Origin of the sequence: Asaia lannensis NBRC 102526, from assembly GCF_024054035.1 — a bacterium.
GTDB classification, from domain to species: Bacteria; Pseudomonadota; Alphaproteobacteria; order Acetobacterales; family Acetobacteraceae; genus Asaia; species Asaia lannensis.
The window spans coordinates 102,745-124,137 of the sequence record NZ_JAMXQU010000003.1 but is presented as its reverse complement, the minus strand read 5'-3'; the positions used below and the strand labels follow the sequence as shown (position 1 = coordinate 124,137).

General features: G+C 60.0%; 19 protein-coding genes. 17 read left to right on the top strand and 2 right to left on the bottom strand.

Annotated features, from left to right (window positions below):
- Position 1: 1 nt before the first annotated feature.
- The 10 genes from NF685_RS05395 to recQ all read left to right on the top strand — a co-directional run bounded on the left by NF685_RS05395 (position 2) and on the right by recQ (position 11,993).
- The gene (locus NF685_RS05395) at positions 2-1,348 is read left to right on the top strand and encodes a pyruvate dehydrogenase complex E1 component subunit beta (RefSeq protein ID WP_222547256.1); all 1,347 of its coding nucleotides are present in this window, start codon (positions 2-4) and stop codon (positions 1,346-1,348) included.
- 12 nt (positions 1,349-1,360) lie between these two features.
- Positions 1,361-2,644: a pyruvate dehydrogenase complex dihydrolipoamide acetyltransferase gene (locus tag NF685_RS05390; protein ID WP_252848886.1), complete on the top strand. Its 1,284-nt coding sequence runs from the start codon at positions 1,361-1,363 to the stop codon at positions 2,642-2,644.
- Positions 2,645-2,647: 3 nt separating this feature from the next.
- A complete protein-coding gene (gene lpdA, locus NF685_RS05385) occupies positions 2,648-4,051 on the top strand; it encodes a dihydrolipoyl dehydrogenase (protein ID WP_252848885.1) in 1,404 nt (467 codons plus the stop codon).
- Between the two features lie 8 nt (positions 4,052-4,059).
- Entirely contained in the window at positions 4,060-5,043 is a 984-nt protein-coding gene (gene lipA / locus NF685_RS05380; protein ID WP_373317815.1) for a lipoyl synthase, read from the top strand.
- On the top strand, positions 5,043-5,504 hold the full coding sequence (locus tag NF685_RS05375; RefSeq protein ID WP_222547260.1) for a type II toxin-antitoxin system RatA family toxin: 462 nt from the start codon (positions 5,043-5,045) through the stop codon (positions 5,502-5,504). The genes lipA and NF685_RS05375 overlap by 1 nt, the downstream gene beginning before the upstream one ends.
- 130 nt (positions 5,505-5,634) lie before the next feature.
- Positions 5,635-5,949 carry a hypothetical protein gene (locus tag NF685_RS05370; protein WP_222547261.1) on the top strand — a complete coding sequence of 105 codons (315 nt, stop codon included), beginning with the start codon at positions 5,635-5,637 and terminating at the stop codon, positions 5,947-5,949.
- Positions 5,950-6,147: 198 nt separating this feature from the next.
- Positions 6,148-7,866 carry a thiol reductant ABC exporter subunit CydD gene (gene cydD / locus NF685_RS05365; protein WP_252848883.1) on the top strand — a complete coding sequence of 573 codons (1,719 nt, stop codon included), beginning with the start codon at positions 6,148-6,150 and terminating at the stop codon, positions 7,864-7,866.
- 74 nt (positions 7,867-7,940) lie between these two features.
- Entirely contained in the window at positions 7,941-9,626 is a 1,686-nt protein-coding gene (gene cydC, locus NF685_RS05360) for a thiol reductant ABC exporter subunit CydC (RefSeq protein ID WP_252849071.1), read from the top strand.
- Between the two features lie 112 nt (positions 9,627-9,738).
- Positions 9,739-10,134 (top strand): OmpA family protein, encoded by a 396-nt coding sequence (locus tag NF685_RS05355; RefSeq protein WP_222547263.1) that lies wholly within the window; start codon positions 9,739-9,741, stop codon positions 10,132-10,134.
- 17 nt (positions 10,135-10,151) lie between these two features.
- The gene (recQ, locus tag NF685_RS05350; RefSeq protein ID WP_252848882.1) at positions 10,152-11,993 is read left to right on the top strand and encodes a DNA helicase RecQ; all 1,842 of its coding nucleotides are present in this window, start codon (positions 10,152-10,154) and stop codon (positions 11,991-11,993) included.
- Positions 11,994-12,038: 45 nt separating this feature from the next.
- Here recQ and NF685_RS05345 read toward each other — a convergent pair whose 3' ends face one another.
- Positions 12,039-12,461 (bottom strand): copper chaperone PCu(A)C, encoded by a 423-nt coding sequence (locus NF685_RS05345; RefSeq protein ID WP_222547264.1) that lies wholly within the window; start codon positions 12,459-12,461, stop codon positions 12,039-12,041.
- A 135-nt stretch (positions 12,462-12,596) separates the two neighbouring features.
- Between NF685_RS05345 and nrdR the strand changes: the two genes are divergently transcribed.
- From nrdR to thiL, 3 genes are read left to right on the top strand one after another with little or no spacing between them, the layout of a single operon-like run.
- The gene (gene nrdR / locus NF685_RS05340; RefSeq protein WP_222547265.1) at positions 12,597-13,160 is read left to right on the top strand and encodes a transcriptional regulator NrdR; all 564 of its coding nucleotides are present in this window, start codon (positions 12,597-12,599) and stop codon (positions 13,158-13,160) included.
- Positions 13,160-13,681 (top strand): transcription antitermination factor NusB, encoded by a 522-nt coding sequence (gene nusB, locus NF685_RS05335; RefSeq protein WP_252848881.1) that lies wholly within the window; start codon positions 13,160-13,162, stop codon positions 13,679-13,681. Before nrdR ends, nusB begins: the two co-directional genes overlap by 1 nt.
- A 17-nt stretch (positions 13,682-13,698) precedes the next feature.
- Complete coding sequence (thiL, locus tag NF685_RS05330; RefSeq protein WP_252848880.1) at positions 13,699-14,643, top strand: thiamine-phosphate kinase; 945 nt, start codon at positions 13,699-13,701, stop codon at positions 14,641-14,643.
- Positions 14,644-14,803: 160 nt separating this feature from the next.
- Here the strand turns inward: thiL and NF685_RS05325 are convergent, their stop codons facing one another.
- Positions 14,804-16,000: a hypothetical protein gene (locus NF685_RS05325; protein WP_252849070.1), complete on the bottom strand. Its 1,197-nt coding sequence runs from the start codon at positions 15,998-16,000 to the stop codon at positions 14,804-14,806.
- Positions 16,001-16,209: 209 nt separating this feature from the next.
- Here NF685_RS05325 and NF685_RS05320 point away from each other — a divergent pair, with 209 nt between their 5' ends.
- From NF685_RS05320 to NF685_RS05305, 4 genes are all read left to right on the top strand, one after another.
- On the top strand, positions 16,210-17,022 hold the full coding sequence (locus tag NF685_RS05320; RefSeq protein ID WP_252848879.1) for an SDR family NAD(P)-dependent oxidoreductase: 813 nt from the start codon (positions 16,210-16,212) through the stop codon (positions 17,020-17,022).
- Between the two features lie 160 nt (positions 17,023-17,182).
- The gene (gene glk / locus NF685_RS05315; RefSeq protein WP_222547269.1) at positions 17,183-18,157 is read left to right on the top strand and encodes a glucokinase; all 975 of its coding nucleotides are present in this window, start codon (positions 17,183-17,185) and stop codon (positions 18,155-18,157) included.
- A 326-nt stretch (positions 18,158-18,483) separates the two neighbouring features.
- The gene (dctA, locus tag NF685_RS05310) at positions 18,484-19,830 is read left to right on the top strand and encodes a C4-dicarboxylate transporter DctA (protein ID WP_264813694.1); all 1,347 of its coding nucleotides are present in this window, start codon (positions 18,484-18,486) and stop codon (positions 19,828-19,830) included.
- Positions 19,831-19,848: 18 nt separating this feature from the next.
- Positions 19,849-21,381 (top strand): alginate export family protein, encoded by a 1,533-nt coding sequence (locus tag NF685_RS05305; protein WP_252848878.1) that lies wholly within the window; start codon positions 19,849-19,851, stop codon positions 21,379-21,381.
- The last annotated feature ends 12 nt before the right edge of the window (positions 21,382-21,393 follow it).

Genomic DNA, 21,393 nt, shown 5'->3' with positions numbered 1-21,393 from the left:
TATGGCCGCTCCTGTTCTCATGCCGGCTCTTTCGCCTACCATGACAGAAGGAACCCTTTCGAAGTGGACACGCAAGGAAGGTGACAAGATCAGTTCCGGCGATGTGATCGCCGAGATCGAAACCGACAAGGCCACGATGGAAGTCGAGGCTGTCGATAGCGGTATTCTCGCAAAGATTCTCGTGCCCGAGGGCTCGGAAAATGTCGCCGTAAACACCCAGATCGCAATCATTGCGGAAGAGGGTGAGGATATCTCGGCGCTGGAAAACGGTCCGGCACCCGCGCAGACGACCCCGGTCCAGACTGCCGTCGAGGAAAAAGCACCCCAGAAGCCGCAGGACCTGGTGGCCACACCGGACCGCGAATGGGGTGAGACGTCTGTCATTACTGTGCGTGAGGCGCTGCGTGATGCGATGGCGGCCGAGCTGCGTCGTGACGAAGATGTGTTCCTTATCGGCGAGGAAGTCGCCCAGTATCAGGGTGCCTACAAGGTCTCGCAGGGCCTGCTCGACGAATTCGGCGACAAGCGCGTGATCGATACGCCCATCACCGAGCATGGCTTCACCGGTATGGCTGTCGGTGCGGCGCTGACCGGCCTCAAGCCCATCGTCGAGTTCATGACCATGAACTTTGCCATGCAGGCCATCGACCACATCATCAACTCTGCTGCCAAGACGCTCTATATGTCTGGCGGACAGATGGGCTGTCCCATCGTGTTCCGTGGTCCCAACGGGGCGGCCGCACGCGTGGGTGCGCAGCATTCGCAGTGCTACGCCAGCTGGTATGCGCACGTGCCCGGCCTGAAGGTGGTTGCTCCCTGGTCGTCCGAAGACGCCAAGGGCCTGCTTCGTGCGGCCATTCGCGATCCGAACCCGGTGATCGTGCTCGAAAACGAGATCCTCTACGGGCAGAAATTCCCTTGTCCGGTGGATGAGGATTTCATCCTGCCCATCGGCAAGGCGAAGATCGAACGTGAGGGCAAGGATGTCACGCTGGTGGCATTCTCGATCATGGTCGGTGTGGCGCTCGAAGCTGCCGCCAAGCTGGCCGAGCAGGGGATCGAGGCCGAGGTAATCAACCTGCGCACAATTCGCCCGCTCGACACGGAGACGATCGTCAACAGCGTGAAGAAGACGAGCCGGCTCGTTTCCGTCGAGGAAGGCTGGCCCGTGGCCGGTATCGGTGCGGAGATCTGTACGGTCGCGTGCGAACAGGCTTTCGACTATCTCGATGCCCCGCCTGCGCGCGTCTGCGGTCTCGATATTCCGCTGCCCTACGCCGCCAATCTCGAAAAACACGCGCTTCCGCAGCCTGACTGGGTGGTGGATGCGGTTCGCAAACTGTTCTGAGGGGCTGCGACCATGGCAACCAATATTCTGATGCCCGCCCTTTCTCCCACCATGACCGAGGGCACGCTCTCGCGCTGGCTGAAGAAAGAGGGCGACAAGGTCAAGTCCGGCGATCTGATTGCCGAAATCGAGACCGACAAGGCGACGATGGAAGTCGAAGCCGTTGATGAGGGCATTCTCGGCCGTATCGTCGTCCCTGAGGGCAGCGAGGGCGTGAAGGTCAATTCACCGATCGCCATCCTCGTCGAAGAAGGCGAGGCCGTGCCCGATGCGGTCGAGGCGGCTCCCGCAAAGACGGCCCAAGCTGCGCCCCAGACTGCGTCTCAGCCCGCATCTTCCCCGTCCGCGTCTTTCCAGCCAGCGACAAGCGCGTCTGCGTCCTCCTCGACCTCTGCACAGGCTACGGCTGTTCACGGTGCAGCTTCGGGCAGACGTGTCTTCGCCTCGCCTCTGGCGCGTCGTATCGCGGGGCAGAAGGGTATCGAACTGTCCACGCTCAAGGGAACGGGTCCGAATGGACGTATCCTGCGTCGTGACGTCGAGAGCGCAAAGCCCGCCCTCGCCGGTGGTTCAGGCGTCGCCACGGCGGCAGCCCCTGCCGAAGCAAGGCGTGTGCCGAACTCCTCAATGCGCAAGGTCATCGCGCGCCGCCTGAGTGAGTCCAAGCAGAACGTTCCGCATTTTTACGTTTCCGTCGATATCGAGCTCGATGCACTGCTTGCCCTGCGTAGCCAGCTCAATGCGGCATCGCCCAGCGAGGGCGAAGGTCAGTTCAAGATCTCGGTCAATGACATGATGATCAAGGCTGTGGCTCTTGCCCTGCGCGATTGCCCCGGTCTGAACGTTCAGTTTACCGATGCCGAGACACTGCATTTCCCCGATATCGATATCTCGATGGCGGTTTCTATTCCCGATGGTCTGATTACGCCGATCATCCGGCAGGCCGATCGCAAATCCCTGCGCGAAATCAGCGAACAGGCCCGCGATCTTGCCAAGCGTGCGCGCGACGGCAAGCTCAAGCCTGAAGAGTTCCAGGGCGGTACGTTCTCGATTTCCAATATGGGCATGTTCGGTGTGCGCGAGTTCGCCGCGATCATCAATCCGCCTCAGGCCGGTATTCTGGCTATTGCCGCCGGTGAGAAGCGCGCTGTCGTACGTGGAGACCAGCTCGCCATTGCCACGGTCATGACGGCAACGCTCTCGGTCGATCATCGCGCCGTCGACGGTGCGCTTGGGGCCAAGTGGCTCAATGCGCTGCGTGATATCGTGCAAAACCCCTATCGACTGGTGATCTGACCCATGGACAAATTCGATCTGATCGTCGTGGGCGGTGGACCGGGCGGCTATGTTGCTGCCCTTCGCGCCGCGCAGCTTGGCAAGAATGTGGCCGTGGTGGAGAGCACCCATCTGGGTGGAATCTGCCTGAACTGGGGGTGCATTCCCACCAAGGCGCTTCTTCGCGCGTCCGAACTCAACCATCAGCTGCACAACCTTGCCGAATTCGGTTTCAGTGCCGAAAAGGTAAGCTTCGATATCGAAAAAGTGGTGGCGCGTTCACGTGCCGTTTCCCGTCAGCTTTCGCGTGGTGTGGCCGGACTGCTGAAAAAAGCCAAGGTCAGGGTTTATGACGGTCGCGCCAAGCTGGCCGGTCGCGATGGGAAGGCCCATGTCGTCTCCATCACCAAGGATGGCAAGGAGATGGGTCGTATTGCGGCCCCCGACGTCATCCTGGCGACTGGTGCCCGTGCCCGTCATTTCCCGGGGCTGGAGCCCGATGGCGAGCTGGTCTGGACCTATCGTGAGGCGATGGTGCCGAAAGAGCTTCCGAAGCGCCTTCTCGTTATCGGCTCCGGCGCAATCGGCGTCGAATTTGCGTCCTTCTATCGCAATATGGGCGCCGAGGTGACCATCGCCGAGGTGGCGGACAGGATCATGATTGCCGAGGACGCCGAAATCAGCGGCCTTGCGCAGAAAGCCTTCGAAAAGCAGGGGATCAAGGTGCTTACCGGCGCCAAGGTCGGCCCGCTGAACAAGAAGGACGGGACCGTTTCGACGCAGATCACGACAGCGGCGGGTACGACCGATGTCGTGGTGGATAAGGTCATTCTCGCCGTCGGTATCGTCGGTAGTGTCGAGGATCTGGGTCTTGAGCAGACCAAGGTGAAGATCGACAAGACCCATATCGTCGTCGATGAGTTCTGCCGTACCGGTGAGCCGGGTCTGTGGGCGATCGGCGATGTGGCGGGTGCGCCCTGGCTTGCGCACAAGGCGAGCCATGAAGGTGTCATCTGCGTCGAGAAAATTGCGGGTCACAACCCCGAGCCGCTTCATCCGCTCAATATTCCCGGCTGCACCTATAGCCGCCCTCAGGTTGCTTCTGTCGGCCTGACGGAAGAAAAAGCCAAAGCGACGGGGCGCAAGCTCAAGATCGGTCGTTTCCCGTTCCTTGCCAATGGCAAGGCGCTGGCAATGGGCGAGCCGGATGGGCTCACCAAGACAATTTTCGATGCTGAAACCGGCGAGCTGCTGGGTGCGCATATGATCGGCGCGGAGGTAACGGAAATGATCCAGGGCTTTGTGATCGCACGTACCTCCGAGCTGACAGAGGCGGAACTGAAGGAAACGGTCTTCCCGCATCCGACGATTTCGGAAACCATGCATGAGTCGGTGCTTGCAGCCTGGGGTGGAGCACTCCACTTCTAGTCATGACCATGCAGCGCATCACCATCGATCACCGCAAGCCCGGCACGCTTCGTCATCCTGAGAAGGCCAATCGGCCCGATAATCCGATCCAGCGCAAGCCGGACTGGATACGGGTGAGGGCACCGAACAGCTCTGTCTATCAGGAGACGCGCAAGCTCATGCGCGACAACAGGCTGGTGACAGTCTGTGAAGAAGCGGCCTGCCCGAATATCGGTGAATGCTGGTCGCAGCGTCATGCCACCATGATGATCATGGGCGAGATCTGCACGCGGGCCTGTTCGTTCTGCAATGTGACCACGGGCATGCCCAAGGCTCTCGATGCCGATGAGCCCGAACGCGTTGCAGAAGCGGTTGCGAAACTTGGCCTGCGCCATGTGGTCATTACGTCGGTCGATCGCGACGATCTGGCCGATGGTGGAGCGTTGCATTTCGCGCGCACCATAGCCAGTGTCCGCAGGGCGTCGCCGGAAACGACAATCGAGATCCTGACGCCCGATTTCCTGCGCAAGCCTGGCGCGCTTGACGTGGTCGTTCAGGCAAAACCCGATGTTTTCAATCATAATATCGAAACTGTACCCCGCCTTTATCCGTCTATCCGCCCAGGCGCACGCTACTATCAGTCGGTGCGCCTGCTGGATGATGTGAAAAGGCTCGACCCGTCGATCTTTACCAAATCCGGTCTGATGCTTGGACTGGGCGAGGAAAAGATGGAAGTTGCACAGGTCATGGACGATTTCCGTATTGCGGATGTCGATTTCATCACAATGGGACAGTATCTGCAGCCCACGCCCAAACATGCGGGTGTTGCGAAATTCGTTCCTCCCGACGAGTTCGAGGAATTTGCCCGTATGGCGCGCGCCAAGGGCTTCCTGCAGGTCAGTTCCAGTCCGCTGACACGCTCTTCCTATCACGCGGATTCCGATTTCGCCGCGCTCCGAGAGGCGCGTCAGAACAGGCTGAAGCAGGATGTGCTCCAGCCGGAGAAAGCATAATGCCCACCCATGCCGAGCAACGGTTGATCGCCTATAGTCCCGAACAGCTTTTCGATCTCGTGGCCGATGTGGGTGCCTATCCCCAGTTTCTTCCGTGGTGCGTCAAGGCAGTTATCAGATCCCGCACCGAACATGAGCTGGTTGCCGATCTCAGCGTCGGATTCGGACCGTTTCGCGAGACATTCACCAGCCGCGTCGCGCTTGAGCGTCCGCACCGGATCAGGGTCCGTTATGAAAAGGGCCCATTCCGTTATTTGAACAATGTCTGGACCTTCACACCCGACCCGCGCGGTTGCCTTGTCGATTTTTTTGTCGACTTCGAGTTCAGATCGCGCCTTCTCCAGAATGCGATCGGCGTGGTTTTCAATGAAGGGGTACGTTTGATGGTATCGGCCTTCATCAAACGCGCACGCGATACCTATGGTGTCTCCAAGGAGCCCGGTGCCGTCATACGCAGCTGATCATGCACAAGTTTTTATGCTTCGAGGCAACTGCAACGACTTCGTTACGTTTGTCCTAACATCAGAGGACTATCTCCGTGCCTTGCAGGTGCGGTGAACCCTGGATCAGAGAATTCTGAAAGGAAGAACGATGAAGATTTCTGCACTGGGCGCCACGCTGATGGCCGCTACTTTTGTCGTTGCAACGCCGGCTTTTGCCAAGCATACGGGCCACAAGGCTCACCATGCTACCAAGACGGCCATGCACCAGAAGGCTGACAAGGGCGATGCAGCGACCGACGACCTGAATGCACGCAGCCTGCAGCAGGCCCAGACCCCGGTTCCCGTGACGGCACCGGCAGCTGCACCGATGGCCAGCGCCACAGCCCCGGCCCCGGCACCTATGCCGATGGACAATTCGATGAAGATGCCCGCATCCACGATGCCGGCACCCGCAGGTCAGTAATCGGTCCCGACGGACCGACAGCCTGTTGTCGAGACGAAAACCCTGCTGTCCGTCAGCAGGGTTTTTTCGTTTGTGTCCTTCCGTCTTCACCTGCTTGAGGGCCGCGCTACTCGCTTGTGGCCGAACGGCTTAAATGTTCTGCAATCTCGCCTCTGAAACCCTATGTTTCGCGGCGATCATTGCTTATATCCCCCGATCATGAGCGCTGTAGACAAAAAACTCGTGCGAGCCTGGGTCCGCCAACAATCCGGCCCGGCCAGACGTGCTGCATTCCCTGTCGTTCTGATCGGTAGCATTTCGACGGTCACAGGCATTGGGCAGGCTTGGTGTCTGGCGAACGTACTGGGGCGTCTCTTTCTGCGACAGACGGGCGCAGAGGGGATGGCTGTCGGATCGCTCATGGCAGGTTTTGCCGCGCTCTCCCTGTTTCGCGCGCTTTGCTTTTACTTACAGGAGCATTTTGCCGCCAAAGCCGGCATAAGGTCCCGCGAGCGTCTGAGGCGTGATGTGCTCGATTCCGTTTTCAGAGTGGGCCCGGCTCTTCTGCGACGGCAGCATTCTGCTGAAATTGCAGCCTTGCTGGTCGATCGCATCGAAGTACTCGATGGCTATTTCGGCCGTTGGTTGCCGGCCTCCATGACCTGGATGCTTTTCCCGGTCATCGTTCTGGCCGCCGTCTTTGCCGTCGACGCACGGGCTGCGCTTATTCTTGCGATCTGTGGTGCTCTGGTGCCCGTGGCGCAGGCGGTTTTCGGGATCGGTGCTGCCCTGGCGTCGCGCAACCAGTTTCTCGCGATGGTTCGCCTTCAGTCGCGTTTTCTCGACCGTATAAGAGGCATAGCGACGATCGTTCTCTTCAATGCGACAGAGCGCGAGGCCTCGTCGCTTGCTCAGGCGGCGGACGATCTGCGTCGTCGCACGGTCAGGATATTGCGTGTCGCCTTCCTGTCCTCTGCCGCAATCGATGTCGCTATGGTCGTTGCGATCGTGCTGATCGTTTTCACGCAGGGGCACTTCGTCCATATCGAGGGTAGTAGCCTGCCGCGCATTCACCCTTCACCCCATTTCACGCAGACCCTTTTCGCGCTTTTCCTCGTGCCCGAATTCTTTGCCCCGTTCCGCGGTCTGGCTCTGGCCTATCAGGATCGTGCGCATGCCGCCGGGGCGGCGGAAGCCATGGATGGGCTCGGCACTTCAGGCGATACGCTGATCGACGAGACAGCCGATCGACGTGATGAGCGTATAGGAGGCGTGACGGTGGAGGCCAGGAACCTCAGCTATGCCTGGCTCAAAGACGGGCCACCCGTGTTCGAACATGTCGATTTCACTGTCGGTCCGGGAGAGGTTCTCCTGCTTGACGGGCCGTCAGGTGCAGGCAAGTCCACCATGATCGAGCTTCTGCTTGGTTTCGTGCAGCCGACGGACGGGCAGATCCTGTTCAATGGTCAGGATATCTCGACCATGAAGGGCCGCGATATTGCGCGCTATCTCGCATGGATCGGGCAAAAGCCGGTGATATTTGCCGGTACGCTGCGTGAGAACCTTCTTTTCGCCAGGCCCGAGGCCGACGAAGCGGAAATAGCCGAGGCGATCAGGGCGGCATCACTCGAAGTCGTTCTGGCTGATCTGCCGGAAGGCCTCGATACGGTGATCGGAGAGGGAGGCTTCGGTCTATCTGGTGGTCAGGCACAACGTGTGGCCATAGCGCGCGCTTACCTCAAGGATGCTCCGCTCCTGCTGCTGGACGAGCCGACAGCGCATCTCGATCCGCAGACGGAGCAGTCGATCATAGCCTCGCTGGCCATGCTTGCCGCCGCACGCACCGTTATTCTCAGCTCGCATTCCCCTGCCATGAAAGCGCTTGCCACCCGCGCAATCCAGCTCGGAAGCGACAGTGTTATGGAGTGCGCATCGTGAAAAATGCCGTTCCTTCCTCGCCGCCTTCGGTTCAGCCTGCGTCTGCTTCGGTGGCGACGTCTGCTGTTTCTGCCGTGCGGCCTCACACCCGTTCCGAGCATGGCAAAGCCCCGATCGGCACACGGGCGGCCCTGCGTAAAATACTGTCCGTTTGGCGCCCATATAGCGGACGACTTGTTTTTGGCATGGTGCTTTCGGCACTTGCGTTGCTTAGCGGTCTCGCACTCATGTGGAATGCGGGCGCAAGCGTTACGGCGCTGGCGCTGGGCCTCGGTACGGCATTCGGTCTGCTGCGTGCTTTCGGCGGCGCAAGGATCATCCTGCGTTACGCCGAGCGTTTATATGCGCATGATGCCATGTTCCGCGCACTTGCAGCCCTGCGTGTCTGGTTTTTCCGTAACCTCGCCCAGGGCGCGGCTGCGGGGCTCGGGTTCAGACGTGCGGGCGATCTGCTGAATCGTCTCGTCGGCGATGTCGAGCTCCTCGATAATCTTTATCTGCGTATTGCCATGCCTGTTCTGGGCATTGCGGTATCCCTTCCGGTCATCGCATTCGTTGCGGGCGCTGCCAATTGGCGCCTGGGTGTCATACTGGCCCTGTTGTTTGTCTTTGCGGCCTGTCTTGTGCCTCTCTGGGCCGCCAGACGAGCCTCGTCGCGTTCGGGGCACATTCTCCACGCTGAATCGTCTTTGCGCGTGGCAGCTCTCGATCTGGCGACCGGACTGCGCGAAGCCAGAGCCTATTCGGCCGAAGCGCGTCTGGCTGAGCGCATCATGACGGAAGAAAGCAAGCTGCATGACGCCCAGCTTACACAGGCGCGTGCCATGGCAGGTGCAGGTGCGGTTTCCTATCTCTGCGGGCAGCTGGCTCTTGTTCTCATTCTTGCGGGGCTCGCCGGTTTCGGCGGGCTGGGTGTGACCTATCTGTCTGGTGTCGCGCTCGTTTTCCTGACTGGCGCCATTTTTGAGTCGATCGGAACCCTCGCACGGACCAGCGTCCTCTCTGCTCAGGTCGGTGAGGCAGCCCGCCGGGTGGTCGATATTGCCTCCGAGCCACCCTCAGACAGTGGCAAGACATGCGAGGCACCGGAAAATGGCGATATCGTGCTGAGCGATGTCAGTTTCGGCTGGGACGGTGCGCGTGCACCGGTGCTGCGTGGGGTAAGTCTCACGATCCGGGCCGGCGAGCATGTTGCCCTGATCGGCCCTTCGGGCGCCGGTAAATCGAGCCTGGCTGCGTTGCTGCTCAAAGTGGCCACGCCACAATCGGGATCCATCACCTTCGGTGGTCACACGCTCGAAACGCTGGATACCACCAGTCTGCGTCAACGTATCGGCTGGCTCTCCCAAGCCACGCATCTGTTTTCGGACACTATCAGGAACAACCTCCTGATGGGGCGGCAGGATGTGTCCGACGCCCGGATCTGGGAAGCGCTGGAACGTGCCGAAATTGCCGAGACGGTGCAGGCACTTCCCGATGGACTGGATAGCTGGGTCGGGGAGGGCGGTGCACGTCTTTCCGGCGGTCAGGGGCGTCGTATCGCGCTTGCACGCACGCTGTTGCAGGATGCACCTGTCGTGGTGCTGGACGAACCGGCAACCGGGCTCGATTCTGCCACCGAACGGGCTTTTCTGGAGACGCTGGGGCGCACGATGCGGGGGCGCACCGTTATCCTGATTGCTCACAGGCTGACCGGCGTGGAAAGTCTCGACAGGGCATGGCAGCTTGTCGCTGGCAAGGTCTCTCCGATCCCGCTTTGACAGGCGCTGTATCGGCTCTGCCTTGTGGCGGCTTCTTGACGGCGGGAATGCCACAAGGCAGTGACAAGCCACGGCTCCGTGGATGTCACGGCGATTCGAAAAGGAAACAAAGATGCGTCGTCTGCCTGTGATGTTGTCGGCTTTCGCTCTGGCCGGTCTGGCCGCCTGCACCAATGGTGCGGATCGCGATCGTTACCCTGTTTTCTTCGAACCCGCTTCGACGACGGTTTCTTCCAGCGCGCAGGGGATCATCGAGCAGGCTGCAGCCGATGCCCGCGATACCCATGCCAAGACAATCGAGGTGATCGGCCATGCCGGCGCCCGTGGCAATCTTTCTGCTGACGAGATGCTTTCGGTCGAGCGTGCCAAGGTCGTTGCCGCGGCCCTGACCGCAGCCGGTGTCGGCGGTGCGCAGATCACCCAGCTGGCGCGTCCGCCCAAGAACAACGAAGATGCTTCGGTTGCCTCACGTGTCGTGACGATCGAGGTCGATCCTTCGCGCCCGTAACCGATCCAACCTGATCCTTGACCCTGAGCGAACCCTCTTTCGTCGAACCCGATACGAGCGAAGCACCCGATGCGGTCCTGCACCGTGTCTTCGGGTTTTCCAGCTTCCGTGGACAGCAGAAAGAGGTGATCGAGGCCGTCATGAATGGCGAGGATGTTCTCGTCATCATGCCGACCGGCGGGGGTAAAAGCCTCTGTTATCAGGTACCGGCCCTGTGCCGCCCGGGCATGGGTATCGTCATTTCGCCGCTTATCGCGCTGATGGACGATCAGGTGGCTGCATTACGTCAGCTTGGCGTGAATGCAGCGGCCCTGCATTCCGAACTCGACCCCGACCGTCTGGAAAAGACGCGGAACGATCTGCGCGACGGTCGTGTCGATATCCTGTACATTTCTCCCGAACGGCTCGTTTCACCGGGAACGGCGCGCTGGCTCGCCCGTCATCCTGTATCGGTGCTGGCTATTGACGAGGCCCATTGCGTTTCGGCCTGGGGGCATGAATTCCGGCCCGAATATCGTGCCCTTGCCGATCTGCCATCCATTTTCCCCGATGTGCCCCGTATTGCCCTTACAGCAACGGCGGATTCACGCACACAGGACGACGTGCTTCTGGCCCTTGGCATGCCTCACGCGCGCCGGCTGACATCGAGCTTCCACAGGCCCAATCTGTTCCTTGCAGCTCTGCCGAAGGGTTCGGAGACAAAGCAGGTGCAGGACGCGCTTGCACCGCATCGCGAAGATGCTGCCATCGTCTATTGCGGCAGCCGTAACCGTACGGAGCGTATGGCCAAGAGCCTGCGTGAGCGCGGGTTCAACGCCTTGCCGTTTCATGCGGGCCTGTCACCACAGGAAAAACACGCGACACTGCTTCGTTTCCGCAGTGGTGAACCCATGGTGATCGTCGCGACCGTGGCGTTCGGTATGGGGATAGACCGTCCTGACGTGCGCTGTGTTGTGCATCTGGATATGCCGGCCTCGCCAGAGGCCTATTATCAGCAGATCGGCCGTGCAGGCCGCGATGGCGAACCCGCCGATACCCTTCTGCTTTATGGCGGTGAAGACATGGCGCGTGCGCGCTACTGGCTGGAGCAGTCGAGCGCACCCGATAGCGAAAAGCGCGTCATGCAGGCGCGTCTGGAGAGCATGATTGCCCTGACCGAGACGGTCGGGTGCCGTACCCAGGCGTTGCTGGCCTGTTTTGGCGAGGCATTGCCGGGCGCATGCGGCCATTGCGATAATTGTCGCAGCCCCGCAGAGACCTTCGATGGTACCCAGGCAGCACAGAAAGTGCTTTCGGCAATCTACCGGACCGGACAACGCTTCGGCGCCGTGCATCTGACGACGGTGCTGCGCGGTAAACTGACCGAGGCGATCGAAAGACACGCACATCAGCATCTGACCGTGTTCGGCGTGGGGAAAGAGCACTCTGAGCAGTGGTGGCGCGGGGTGATCCGTCAGCTCATCGCGCGCGGGGCCATAAGAATGAGCGGCGAGCATGGAACGCTCGGCCTGGATGTCGATGTGGCTCGTCCGATATTGCGCGGTGAGGAAACGCTGAGACTGCGTGCGGACCCGCTTAAAAGTCCCTCACTCCCTTCGCGCAGCCCGTCATCGGCCGGGCTGGTAGATGCGCTCGACAGCGATGAGCGTGCCCGTTTCGAGGCTCTGCGCCGCTGGCGGCGCGATGAGGCGAGAGAGCAGGAAATTCCTCCCTATGTCATTTTCCATGACGCTGTTCTGAGCGAGATCGCGCGGGAAAATCCCGATACGGTCGAGGAGCTCTCTCTCATACGCGGTGTGGGTGCATCGAAGCTCAAGCGCTATGGCGATGCCGTCATTGCGGCGCTCGAAGGCGAGTAACGCCTCGCCCCCCATCGATCTGTTTAGGGGGCGAGTGGAGGAGCTTCAGTCCTTGAGAACGAAATTCACGGTTGACGATGTTCCGCCAAGGAATTTGAAGGTGAGGGGCACGCTGTCCCCGGTTTTGATCGTATCGGGGAAATTGCGACAGATCAGATGATACCCACCAACCGGAAACACCATGGTCATTTCCGCCGGGATCGTGAAATGAGAAAACAGGCTTGCCGTGTGGCGGGTCACTTCCTGCTCGCTGTGGAAAGCTTCGATCGCCTGACAATCCGGCGATGTCACGCCCGAGATCAGATGCGCATCATGTCCCTTGTTGACGATCGTGAAATAGGCGGCGGCAAGCCCGGGATAATGCGGGGCGCGACGCATCCAGCCTTCTATGGTAATATCGCGATTGGCGTTTTTCTGCCCCGGAATCGTTGAATCATCGGTCTGGGCCATGGCCTTGGCGGGCATCATGACGCCTCCCGCCAGGCAAACTGTCATGAGCAGTGCTGGAATTGCTTGCACTCTTGTCACCGATACGCTCCTTTCTGCCCCCGGCTTATTTTGCCGGTCAATGCCATCCATCTGCCCATCAGGGGGTAAAGTTTCATGCACTGCCCGTTCTGCGGCCATGAAGATACGCAGGTCAAGGACAGTCGTTCGACGGACGATGGTGCCGCGATACGGCGTCGTCGCGTCTGTAACGCCTGCACCCAGCGTTTTACGACAATCGAGCGTGTTCAGTTGCGTGAACTCGTGGTGACAAAAATGGATGGCCGACGTGTGCCATTCGACCGTGACAAGCTCGCACGCTCCATTCGTATCGCCTTGCGCAAGCGCCCGGTTGAGGAAGAACGTCAGGAACGTATCGTCAACGGCCTTGTGCGCCAGCTCGAAGCCTCGGGCGAAGCAGAGATTTCTTCAGCGCGTATAGGCGAATTGGCGATGGATGCATTGCACAGCATCGATGGTGTCGCTTATGTGCGCTTTGCAAGTGTGTATCGCGATTTTCGCGAGGTTGAGGCTTTTTCCAAACTTCTGACGGATATGCGTCCTGGTGAGGAGGCAGAGCCTGCTCTCGTATCGAAATTACGCGGTAAGGACCTGCGCGGTAAGGACCCAGACGGGAAAAGCCCCGATGGGAAAGAACCGGGCAGGAAAGAAAAGGATTGATGATGAGCGACGAGACACCGAACAAGAACACCCCGAAGCGCTCGCGTACGGTGGCACGTGTCGCAGCCGTTCAGGCGCTGTTCCAGTGCGAGCAGGGTGGCGAGAATGCCGAGACCGTTATCAGCCAGTTCCAGCGCCATCGTCTGGCAGGCAGTGCTGAAAACGGGTTCGAAGATGGCTACGTGCCCGATGCCGATTTCCGTCTGTTCGGACTGATCGTCAAAGGCGTGACGCTCTCTCAGGATCGCATCGATGCGGCACTTGTCGGTGCCCTGCCTGCAAACTGGCCGCTGATCCGCCTCGATCCCGTATTGCGTGCCCTTTTGCGCGCCGGTGTCTGGGAGCTTGGAGAGGACGTGCCGGCACGCGTCGTCATCAACGAATATCTCGATGTAGCACACGGGTTCTTTTCGGGAGATGAGGCGCGTCTGGTCAACGGCGTGCTGGATGCACTGAGCCGCAAGACCTCGGCCCCGCAACAGGAAGATCCGGCAGCGCCGGATGCGCCCGAAGAGCCATGATGTGATCGACTTCTGAGATGAGCGGGGGAGAGTTCGATTTCATCGACCGGTTTTTCCGGCCTCTGGCCGGGAATGGTGCGCTGGAGCTGGGTGACGATGCGGCCCTGATCGACGTGCCCGAGGGGCATGAGCTGATTTTATCGACCGATACGCTCGTCGAGGCCGTGCATTTTCTGCCTGACGATCCGGCGGAGACCATTGGACGCAAGCTGTTGCGCGTCAGTCTGTCCGATTGTGCCGCCATGGGGGCGAAACCGCGCGGTTATCTGATGAATATCAGCCGACCGGCATCGTTCGACGATCAATGGTTTGCCAGTTTCAGTACCGGGCTTTTTCAGGATCAGCATCTGTTCGGCCTCTCTCTTCTCGGCGGCGATACAACGAGCACGCGTGGCCCCCTGGTGCTGAGCCTGACCATTCTGGGTGAAGTCAGCAAAGGCCGTGCCGTGCGCCGTAAAGGGGCAAGGGCAGGCGACGTGATCTGGGTGACCGGCACGATAGGCGATGCTGCACTTGGCCTGCAGGCTCTTCTGGGTGAGGTTGACGATCCCGGGGGCATCCTGACCGGGCGCTATCGCCTGCCACAACCCAGAACCGGATTCCCGCTTCAGGATTTTGCCAGTGCGGGAATGGATATCTCCGACGGACTTGTGCAGGACGCCGGTCATATTGCCCGACAGAGCGGCGTGCGCCTCGAACTCGAGGCTGACAGGGTGCCGCTCTCACCTGAGGCCGAGGCCGCCGGTCCGGCGTGGCTCGAAACCTGTCTGACAGGTGGCGACGATTACGAGCTGCTCTTTACGGCTCCGGACTCCCGGACGGACGCGATTCGAGAGGCCGGGAAAAAAGCCGGCCTTAACGTCACGCAGATAGGGCGCGTCGTGCAGGGTTCAGGCGTTGTTGTGCTGGACGCGAACGGGCGGGAAATGCCGCTCAGAAAAACCGGCTGGCAGCATTTCTGATCGCGACACCTCTGAGCGTGCCCATCTGACAGACGCATGTCCGGATGGCACGCGCTTGTCTTTTTACCGCCGAGCGACATAGGCGTCGTTTCGAGCCTTGTGACTGCGAAAACGGCGCGCCTCAGTCTGCGGCGCCGAGGCATTGCGGCGCTGGGGCGTTTCAGCGGGCGATGTCTTTTTCGTAGATACGATGGACTTTGTTCGGTTCGGGAACCAGACGACGCACGAGGTTGAGCATCGGGGTGTTCGTGTCGAGTATCCATCCAAGTTCGACAAACTTGTAGGGCAGGGTTGCCCGACGACGGATCAGTTCGTCGATGGCAAGCGAGGGCATGAGCGCACCGAGCAGCGTGCCGCGCACCTTGTGCGAAACGCCAAGCAGGATCACGCGTGCTGAATCGAAACGATGCCCGAGCAGGCGGGCGCCGAGTTTGGCCCAGCCAAGAGGCGAGGGTGCGCCGTCAATTCCCCGGGCGATGTCGAAAACATTGGGTACGACCAGTGCCATGGCGGCGGGCTCGCCCCCATGGTCGATCTGCACGTAGTGTTCGGGGCGAAGAACCAGCTTGAGCTGCTCGATCAGACCTTCCATCTCATAGGACTGCAAAGGCACGAAATTATAGGTACCTGCCCAGGCGTCGTTATAAAGCGAGCGCAGGATTTCGCCCTGTGAGGTGATCTGCTTTTTCGAGAGATGCGAGACGGTGACGTCACCAAGCTTGCCCTCGCCGGGTTTGAGGGCGCCCGGCACGATATGACGATCATCGAGATCGTCCGTCAGATCGAGTTTGAAAGTCAGAAGGTCGCGCGTGGGTTCGAGGCCGAGCGTTTCGAGAAGTCCGTGCAGTTCCGGTGGATGCCATGGTGTGCCGATCATGGGCGCTTCCTGCTGGCCGCTGATCATGAGCCCCGATTCCCCGTGATAGCCGAGCGTTACCGGCCCGCGCATACGGATCATGCCCTGATCGTGCAGCCAGTGTTCGGCCGTATCGAGAAGCGCCTTCAGGACTTCTCGGTCCGGAAGGGCATCGAGCGCGCCAAACCAGCCGATTTTCTCGTCCCAGGCTTCCAGCGCCTTGCCGTCGACAACTGCGGAAATGCGTCCCACCGGGCGATCACCACGCCAGGCGATGAAACATCGCACCGAAGCATGACGGTATATGCCATTGCGTTTCGGATTGAGCAGGTCGTTCTGCTCCATGTCGAGCGGCGGCACATAGCCGGGCAACCCCTTGTAGAGCATGCGCGGCAGGCGGATGAAGGTGGTGAGGTCTTTACGCGTAATGACAGGTCGGACAATCACGGTATCACCGTCCAGTCTGTCACCAGAGTCGGCAATGCTGTCTTCAGGTTGCATTCTGCGTGCGGCTGTCGTGTCTTGTCCGGCCACGGCGGGGCGCGGCATAATCGCGGTCAGGTCTCCTGGGAGACGATCGGCCATAGGCTGATCGGCGACGAACTGGCGGAGATCTTCTGCGTCCGGCAAGGTTTACTCTCTATCGCGGCTGGTCCGGCTCGACCCCATGGTACGATCGGCCATCCGCGTCACTGACGAAAGCGCGTTGAATGTCACGTCCAGAGCGGTTTGCAAAGCTCAAGTTTACGCCCAGCCATGTCCTGATCACGGGAGCCTCTGGCGGATTGGGCAAAGCGCTGGCGCTCCACTACGCTGCCAGAGGGGTCATGCTTACCCTGTGGGGGCGTAACCAGTCCCGTCTCGACGCCGTCGCCGAGGCCTGTCGTGCTCAGGGAAGCGAGGTTGCGTGTCATACGCTCGCGCTGACGGATATCGATGCTGCACTCGCGCTGCTGCGTCGATGCGACGACGCGCGACCTGTCGATCTGCTTATTCTCAATGCGGGCGTTTCGGACATCAGACCGGAAGGGGCGCTGGTGGAGGAAGTCGAGGCCGTGCGCGAGGCCACGCTGGTCAACTACGCAACGCCGGCCACACTCGCTACAGAAGCAGCGGGCAGAATGGCCATGCGTAAAAGGGGGCGTATCGCCCTGATCGGCTCGGTGGCTGCACATCACGATCTGCCTTTCGCGACTGCCTATAGCAGTTCCAAGGCAGGGATGGCCCGGTTCGGAACCGCACTTCATGCGGCAATGGCACCGCATGGCGTGGGGGTGACTGTGATCGAGCCCGGCTATATCGACACGGCTATGAGCCGCCGTCTGGACGGGGCGCGACCTTTTCTGGTCTCTGCAGAAGATGCGGCGCAACGCATTGCCGATGCGGTCTCCGCAAGACGTGCGGTTCTGGTGTTTCCGCGTATTTTTCTGCTGCTGAAGTTCATCTCTGCCGTCGTTCCCCGGCCGATCGCCCATCGACTGCTTCGTCTTGCAAAAGTAAGACAGAAGGCCCTCGATCGATAAATCGTGGCAAGTCTTTTGTCGGCTGCGGGTGTTGACGAAGTGGTGATAGCCTGCGAGTGCTTCCTCACGTTAAAGTGGAGGTGCTGACCGACCGATCTGCCGGGTTCGCCCGGTCCGGTCAGGGCCTCTGGACTATGGCCCCTGGAAACTGGAGCAAAACATGCAGGATATTGTCACCGTCGATATTGGAGGAACGAACGCGCGTTTTGCGATCGCCAAGGTCGATCAGGGACGTGTGGTCGACCTCGGAGAGGCGACGACCCTGCGTACGGCAGATCATGCAAGCCTCGCTCTTGCCTGGGAGGCATTCGGCCGCAAGATCGGGCGCGAACTGCCGCGCTACGCCGGCATTGCGATTGCCTGCCCCATCCAGGGCGAAACGCTCAAGATGACCAACAATCCCTGGGTCATCCAGCCTACCATGCTGGCTGAGCGCCTCCATCTGGACGATTTCACCCTGGTGAACGATTTCGGTGCCGTGGGTCACGCCGTGGCGCAGATCGACGATCGCTACCTCGATCATCTGTGCGGGCCTGATCGCCCGCTACCGACCGAGGGCACGACAACCATCGTCGGACCGGGCACGGGCCTCGGCGCTGCCTGTCTGCTGCGTCGCAAGGGGCAGTATTTCGTGATCGAGACCGAAGGTGGCCATATCGATTTTGCCCCGCTCGACGAGTTCGAGGACAAGATTCTGCGTGCGCTTCGTCGCCGTTTCCGCCGTGTTTCGGCAGAGCGTATCGTGTCAGGACCGGGTCTGACCAACCTGTATGAAATCATTGCGGAAATGCAGGGCCTGCCGATCACGATGCGCGACAACAAGGCGCTGTGGGAAATGGCCATGGAAGGACGCGATTCGATGGCTGCCGCGGCGCTCGAACGCTTCTTCCTGTCTCTCGGCGCCGTCGCCGGTGACCTTGCTCTTGCCCATCGTGCACAGGGTGTGGTGATTGCCGGCGGACTTGGTCTGCGCGTTGCCGATCGTCTGCCGCATTCGGGCTTTGCCGAGCGTTTTGTGGCAAAGGGACGGTTTGAGAGCATGATGGGCGATATGCCGGTCAAGATCATCACCCACCCGCAGCCCGGTCTTTTTGGCGCTGCTGCGGCTTTCGCCTCCGAACATCCCGAACTCTGAGGCCGTACAATCGTCTCCCCGTCTGACCGGGCGGGGGGATTCATACTCCCCGTTACCGCCTGACGGGCAGTGTTCGGTCTGATGCGGGCCTGTTTGAGACAGACACAAGCCCTCAGAGCGAGCCAGTATTTCAGGAAGAGCAGGTAGAATTACCGACTCTTATGCTGTTTTTCCGGCTTTGAGGCCGGTTTTTTGTTCCCTGTGCGCAGTATTAACGATGCTCAATCAAATGTGCATTGTCATGCGACGCCTATAGCGTAGTGCTTGTTTGATTACACCGGTGTAATCTTAACGAGCGCTTTCGCGACGCTATGGCAGGGAAGACAATGAAACCACACGTCACCGGCTGCGAAGCGCATCCCCCTGCCCATGATCGGGAGCATGTTCCGCTCTGGCGTCATACCTACATGCAGGTTCTCGTCGCCATCGTGATCGGGTCGCTGATCGGGCATTTCGCGCCGCAGACCGGTCAGGCGCTGCAGCCGCTCGGCGAGGGTTTCATACGCCTTGTGAAAATGATCATCCCACCGGTGATCTTTCTGACCATTGTGACCGGTATTGCCGGTATGCGCGATTTGCGCGCTGTGGCACGCGTGGCGGCCAAGACCTTCGGTTATTTCCTGTTTTTCTCGACGCTGGCTCTGGTGGTCGGTTTATGCATGGCCAATCTCATTCGGCCGGGAGCGGGCATTCACGCCTCGCTGAGCGATGCAGCAACACAGAGTGCAAGCGTTGCCGGGTATATTGGCAAGGCGCATGACAGCAGTATTGTCGCCTTTGTCCTCAACATCATTCCTGACACGTTCGTCTCGGCACTGACCACAGGCAACATCCTGCAGGCCCTGTTCGTGGCCATACTGACAGGGATCGGCCTTGCGCTGATGGGGGAGCGCGGCGCGCGTATCTATGACGTCCTTGAAGAGGCCTCTGCCGTGGCCTTTCGTATCGTCGGGATTCTGATGAAGGCGGCACCGATCGGCGCCTTCGGTGCCATTGCGTTTACGGTAGGAAAATACGGCGCTTCCAGCCTTGCCGATCTGTTTACTCTGGTTCTCACCTTTTACGGGACTGCCATTCTGTTCATCGTCGTTGTGCTCGGTGTCGTCGGATGGCTGGCCGGCTTTTCCATTCTGCGCCTGCTTGTCTACCTGCGCGCCGAACTCCTTCTTGTGCTTGGCACCTCTTCTTCCGAAAGCGCTTTGCCCAGCCTCATGGCAAAGATGGAACGGGCAGGCTGCCCCAAAAGCATCGTCGGGCTGGTTGTTCCGATGGGGTATTCGTTCAATCTGGATGGCACCAATATCTACATGACGCTGGCGGCTCTTTTCATTGCCCAGGCGTATGACATCCATCTCGGACTGGGGCAGCAGGTTCTGCTTCTGGGCATGGCCATGCTGTCCTCCAAGGGAGCGGCAGGGGTGACGGGTGCCGGGTTCATCACGCTGGCGGCGACGCTCTCTATCCTGCCAACGATCCCCGTCGCGGGTATCGGCCTTATTCTGGGTGTCGACCGGTTCATGAGCGAGTGTCGCAGTCTGACCAATTTCATCGGTAACGCCGTGGCTACAATCGTCGTCGCGCGCTGGGAGGGTGTACTCGACCGTGACAAGCTGGCAGCCGCCCTCGGTTCGTCAAACGACGACGGGTCCGCCACGCAGTCTCCTCTTGCCTGAGCGACAGGATACACGCTCATGTGGTTCCGGTTTCATCATCGTTCCCCGATGCGGGAAAGTCTGGGTGTTGCCTTGCTCGCAGGTATGGTGGCGTGGCCGCATAGCGGCATGGCGCAGAGCGCCGTTCTCGGGACAAACCCGGCACCCGACCCGTTTCAGACGCGTGCCCCCGCAGAACCGGCGGTAACCACCTATCCATCGCCGGCCGCCGGGGACGGTCTTACGACGTCCGGTTACAATCTTTCACGCTGGGCGGAGGACTGGCGGAAGATGCGCGATCCGAAAAACCGTCGTGATTTTCTGGATCGCCTCAAATTCGTGCCGCTCACGCCCTCTCAATCGGTCTATCTGACCTTCTCGGGGGAAATGCGGCTGAGGCTGAACCAGACCAGTAACCCCAATCTGAAAAAAGGGCCGCTTCAGCGTCAGGATATCATGCGTCTGGTTAGCGGCGCAGACCTGCATATCACACGCTATTTTCGCGCTTTTGGCGAATTTGCCCATGGCGGTGTGTCCGGACCCAACATAGGCAACCCGGCAGCAAGTATGCGGAACAAACTGTTTTTGCAGCAATATTTTGCAGAGGCTAATCTGCCTTTGTCACGTGTTCATCTCGGCGCGCGCTTTGGCCGCCAGGAATTCACCGATGGGGCCAATCTGATGACCTCACAGCGTGACAACAATACGCTGCGCTTCGTCCTCAATGGGACGCGCTTCTGGATACGTGGCCGCATGGTACGGGGAGATTTCTTCGATTTCAACTATACCCGTCTGGGCCAGGGCGGTGTCAGGGATGATGTTCTTGAGCGCGGTACCAGGTTCTCGGGGGGGACCGTAGGTATCGTCATTCCGCATGACTTTCTCGTAAAATCAAAGCTTTACCTAGATCCGTTCATCTGGCGTCTCAGAAACCGGCGTGCGGTCTGGGCAGGGGCGCCGGCACGGGAGGATCGTCTCTATTACGGGATGCGCCTCTGGGGCGATGTAGATCGTCTTACGATCGACTGGACCGGTAACTATCAGGGCGGTCATTATGACGGGCGTACCATCTCGGCCTGGCAATTTTTTCTGGCCCAGACCTATCGGCTCGGCGCTGGCGCGACAGCGCCGAGGATCGGCTTTCATGTCGATTATGCGAGCGGTGGCGGCGCTTATGGCAAAGGAACGCTGCGCAGTGCCTTCGCCCCGTTCGGTAATAACATCTATTATAGCTATCAGCTCTTTCTGACACCGACCAATCTGATCGCTTTCGCGCCTAACTTCACGATATCCCCGCTGGAGAGTCTGCGTCTGACCCTGGAATACCAGTTTGCCTGGCGGGCCAGCCTGAGTGATGCGGTCTACAGGGCAAATGGCAGCGCGTTTGCTGGCACCCAGAACACACGCGCCTCACGCGTGGCGCAGTCAACGCGGGCTCAGGCTGTATGGACCTTGACCCCGAGACTGAATTTCACGGGGCGTTACGAGCACTTACAGGCTGGTCCCGCCCTCACGCGCGCCGGGTTTTCAGGCTCGGATTTCTTTGCTGGCTGGGCAAATTATCGTTTCTGACCCTTGCTGTGT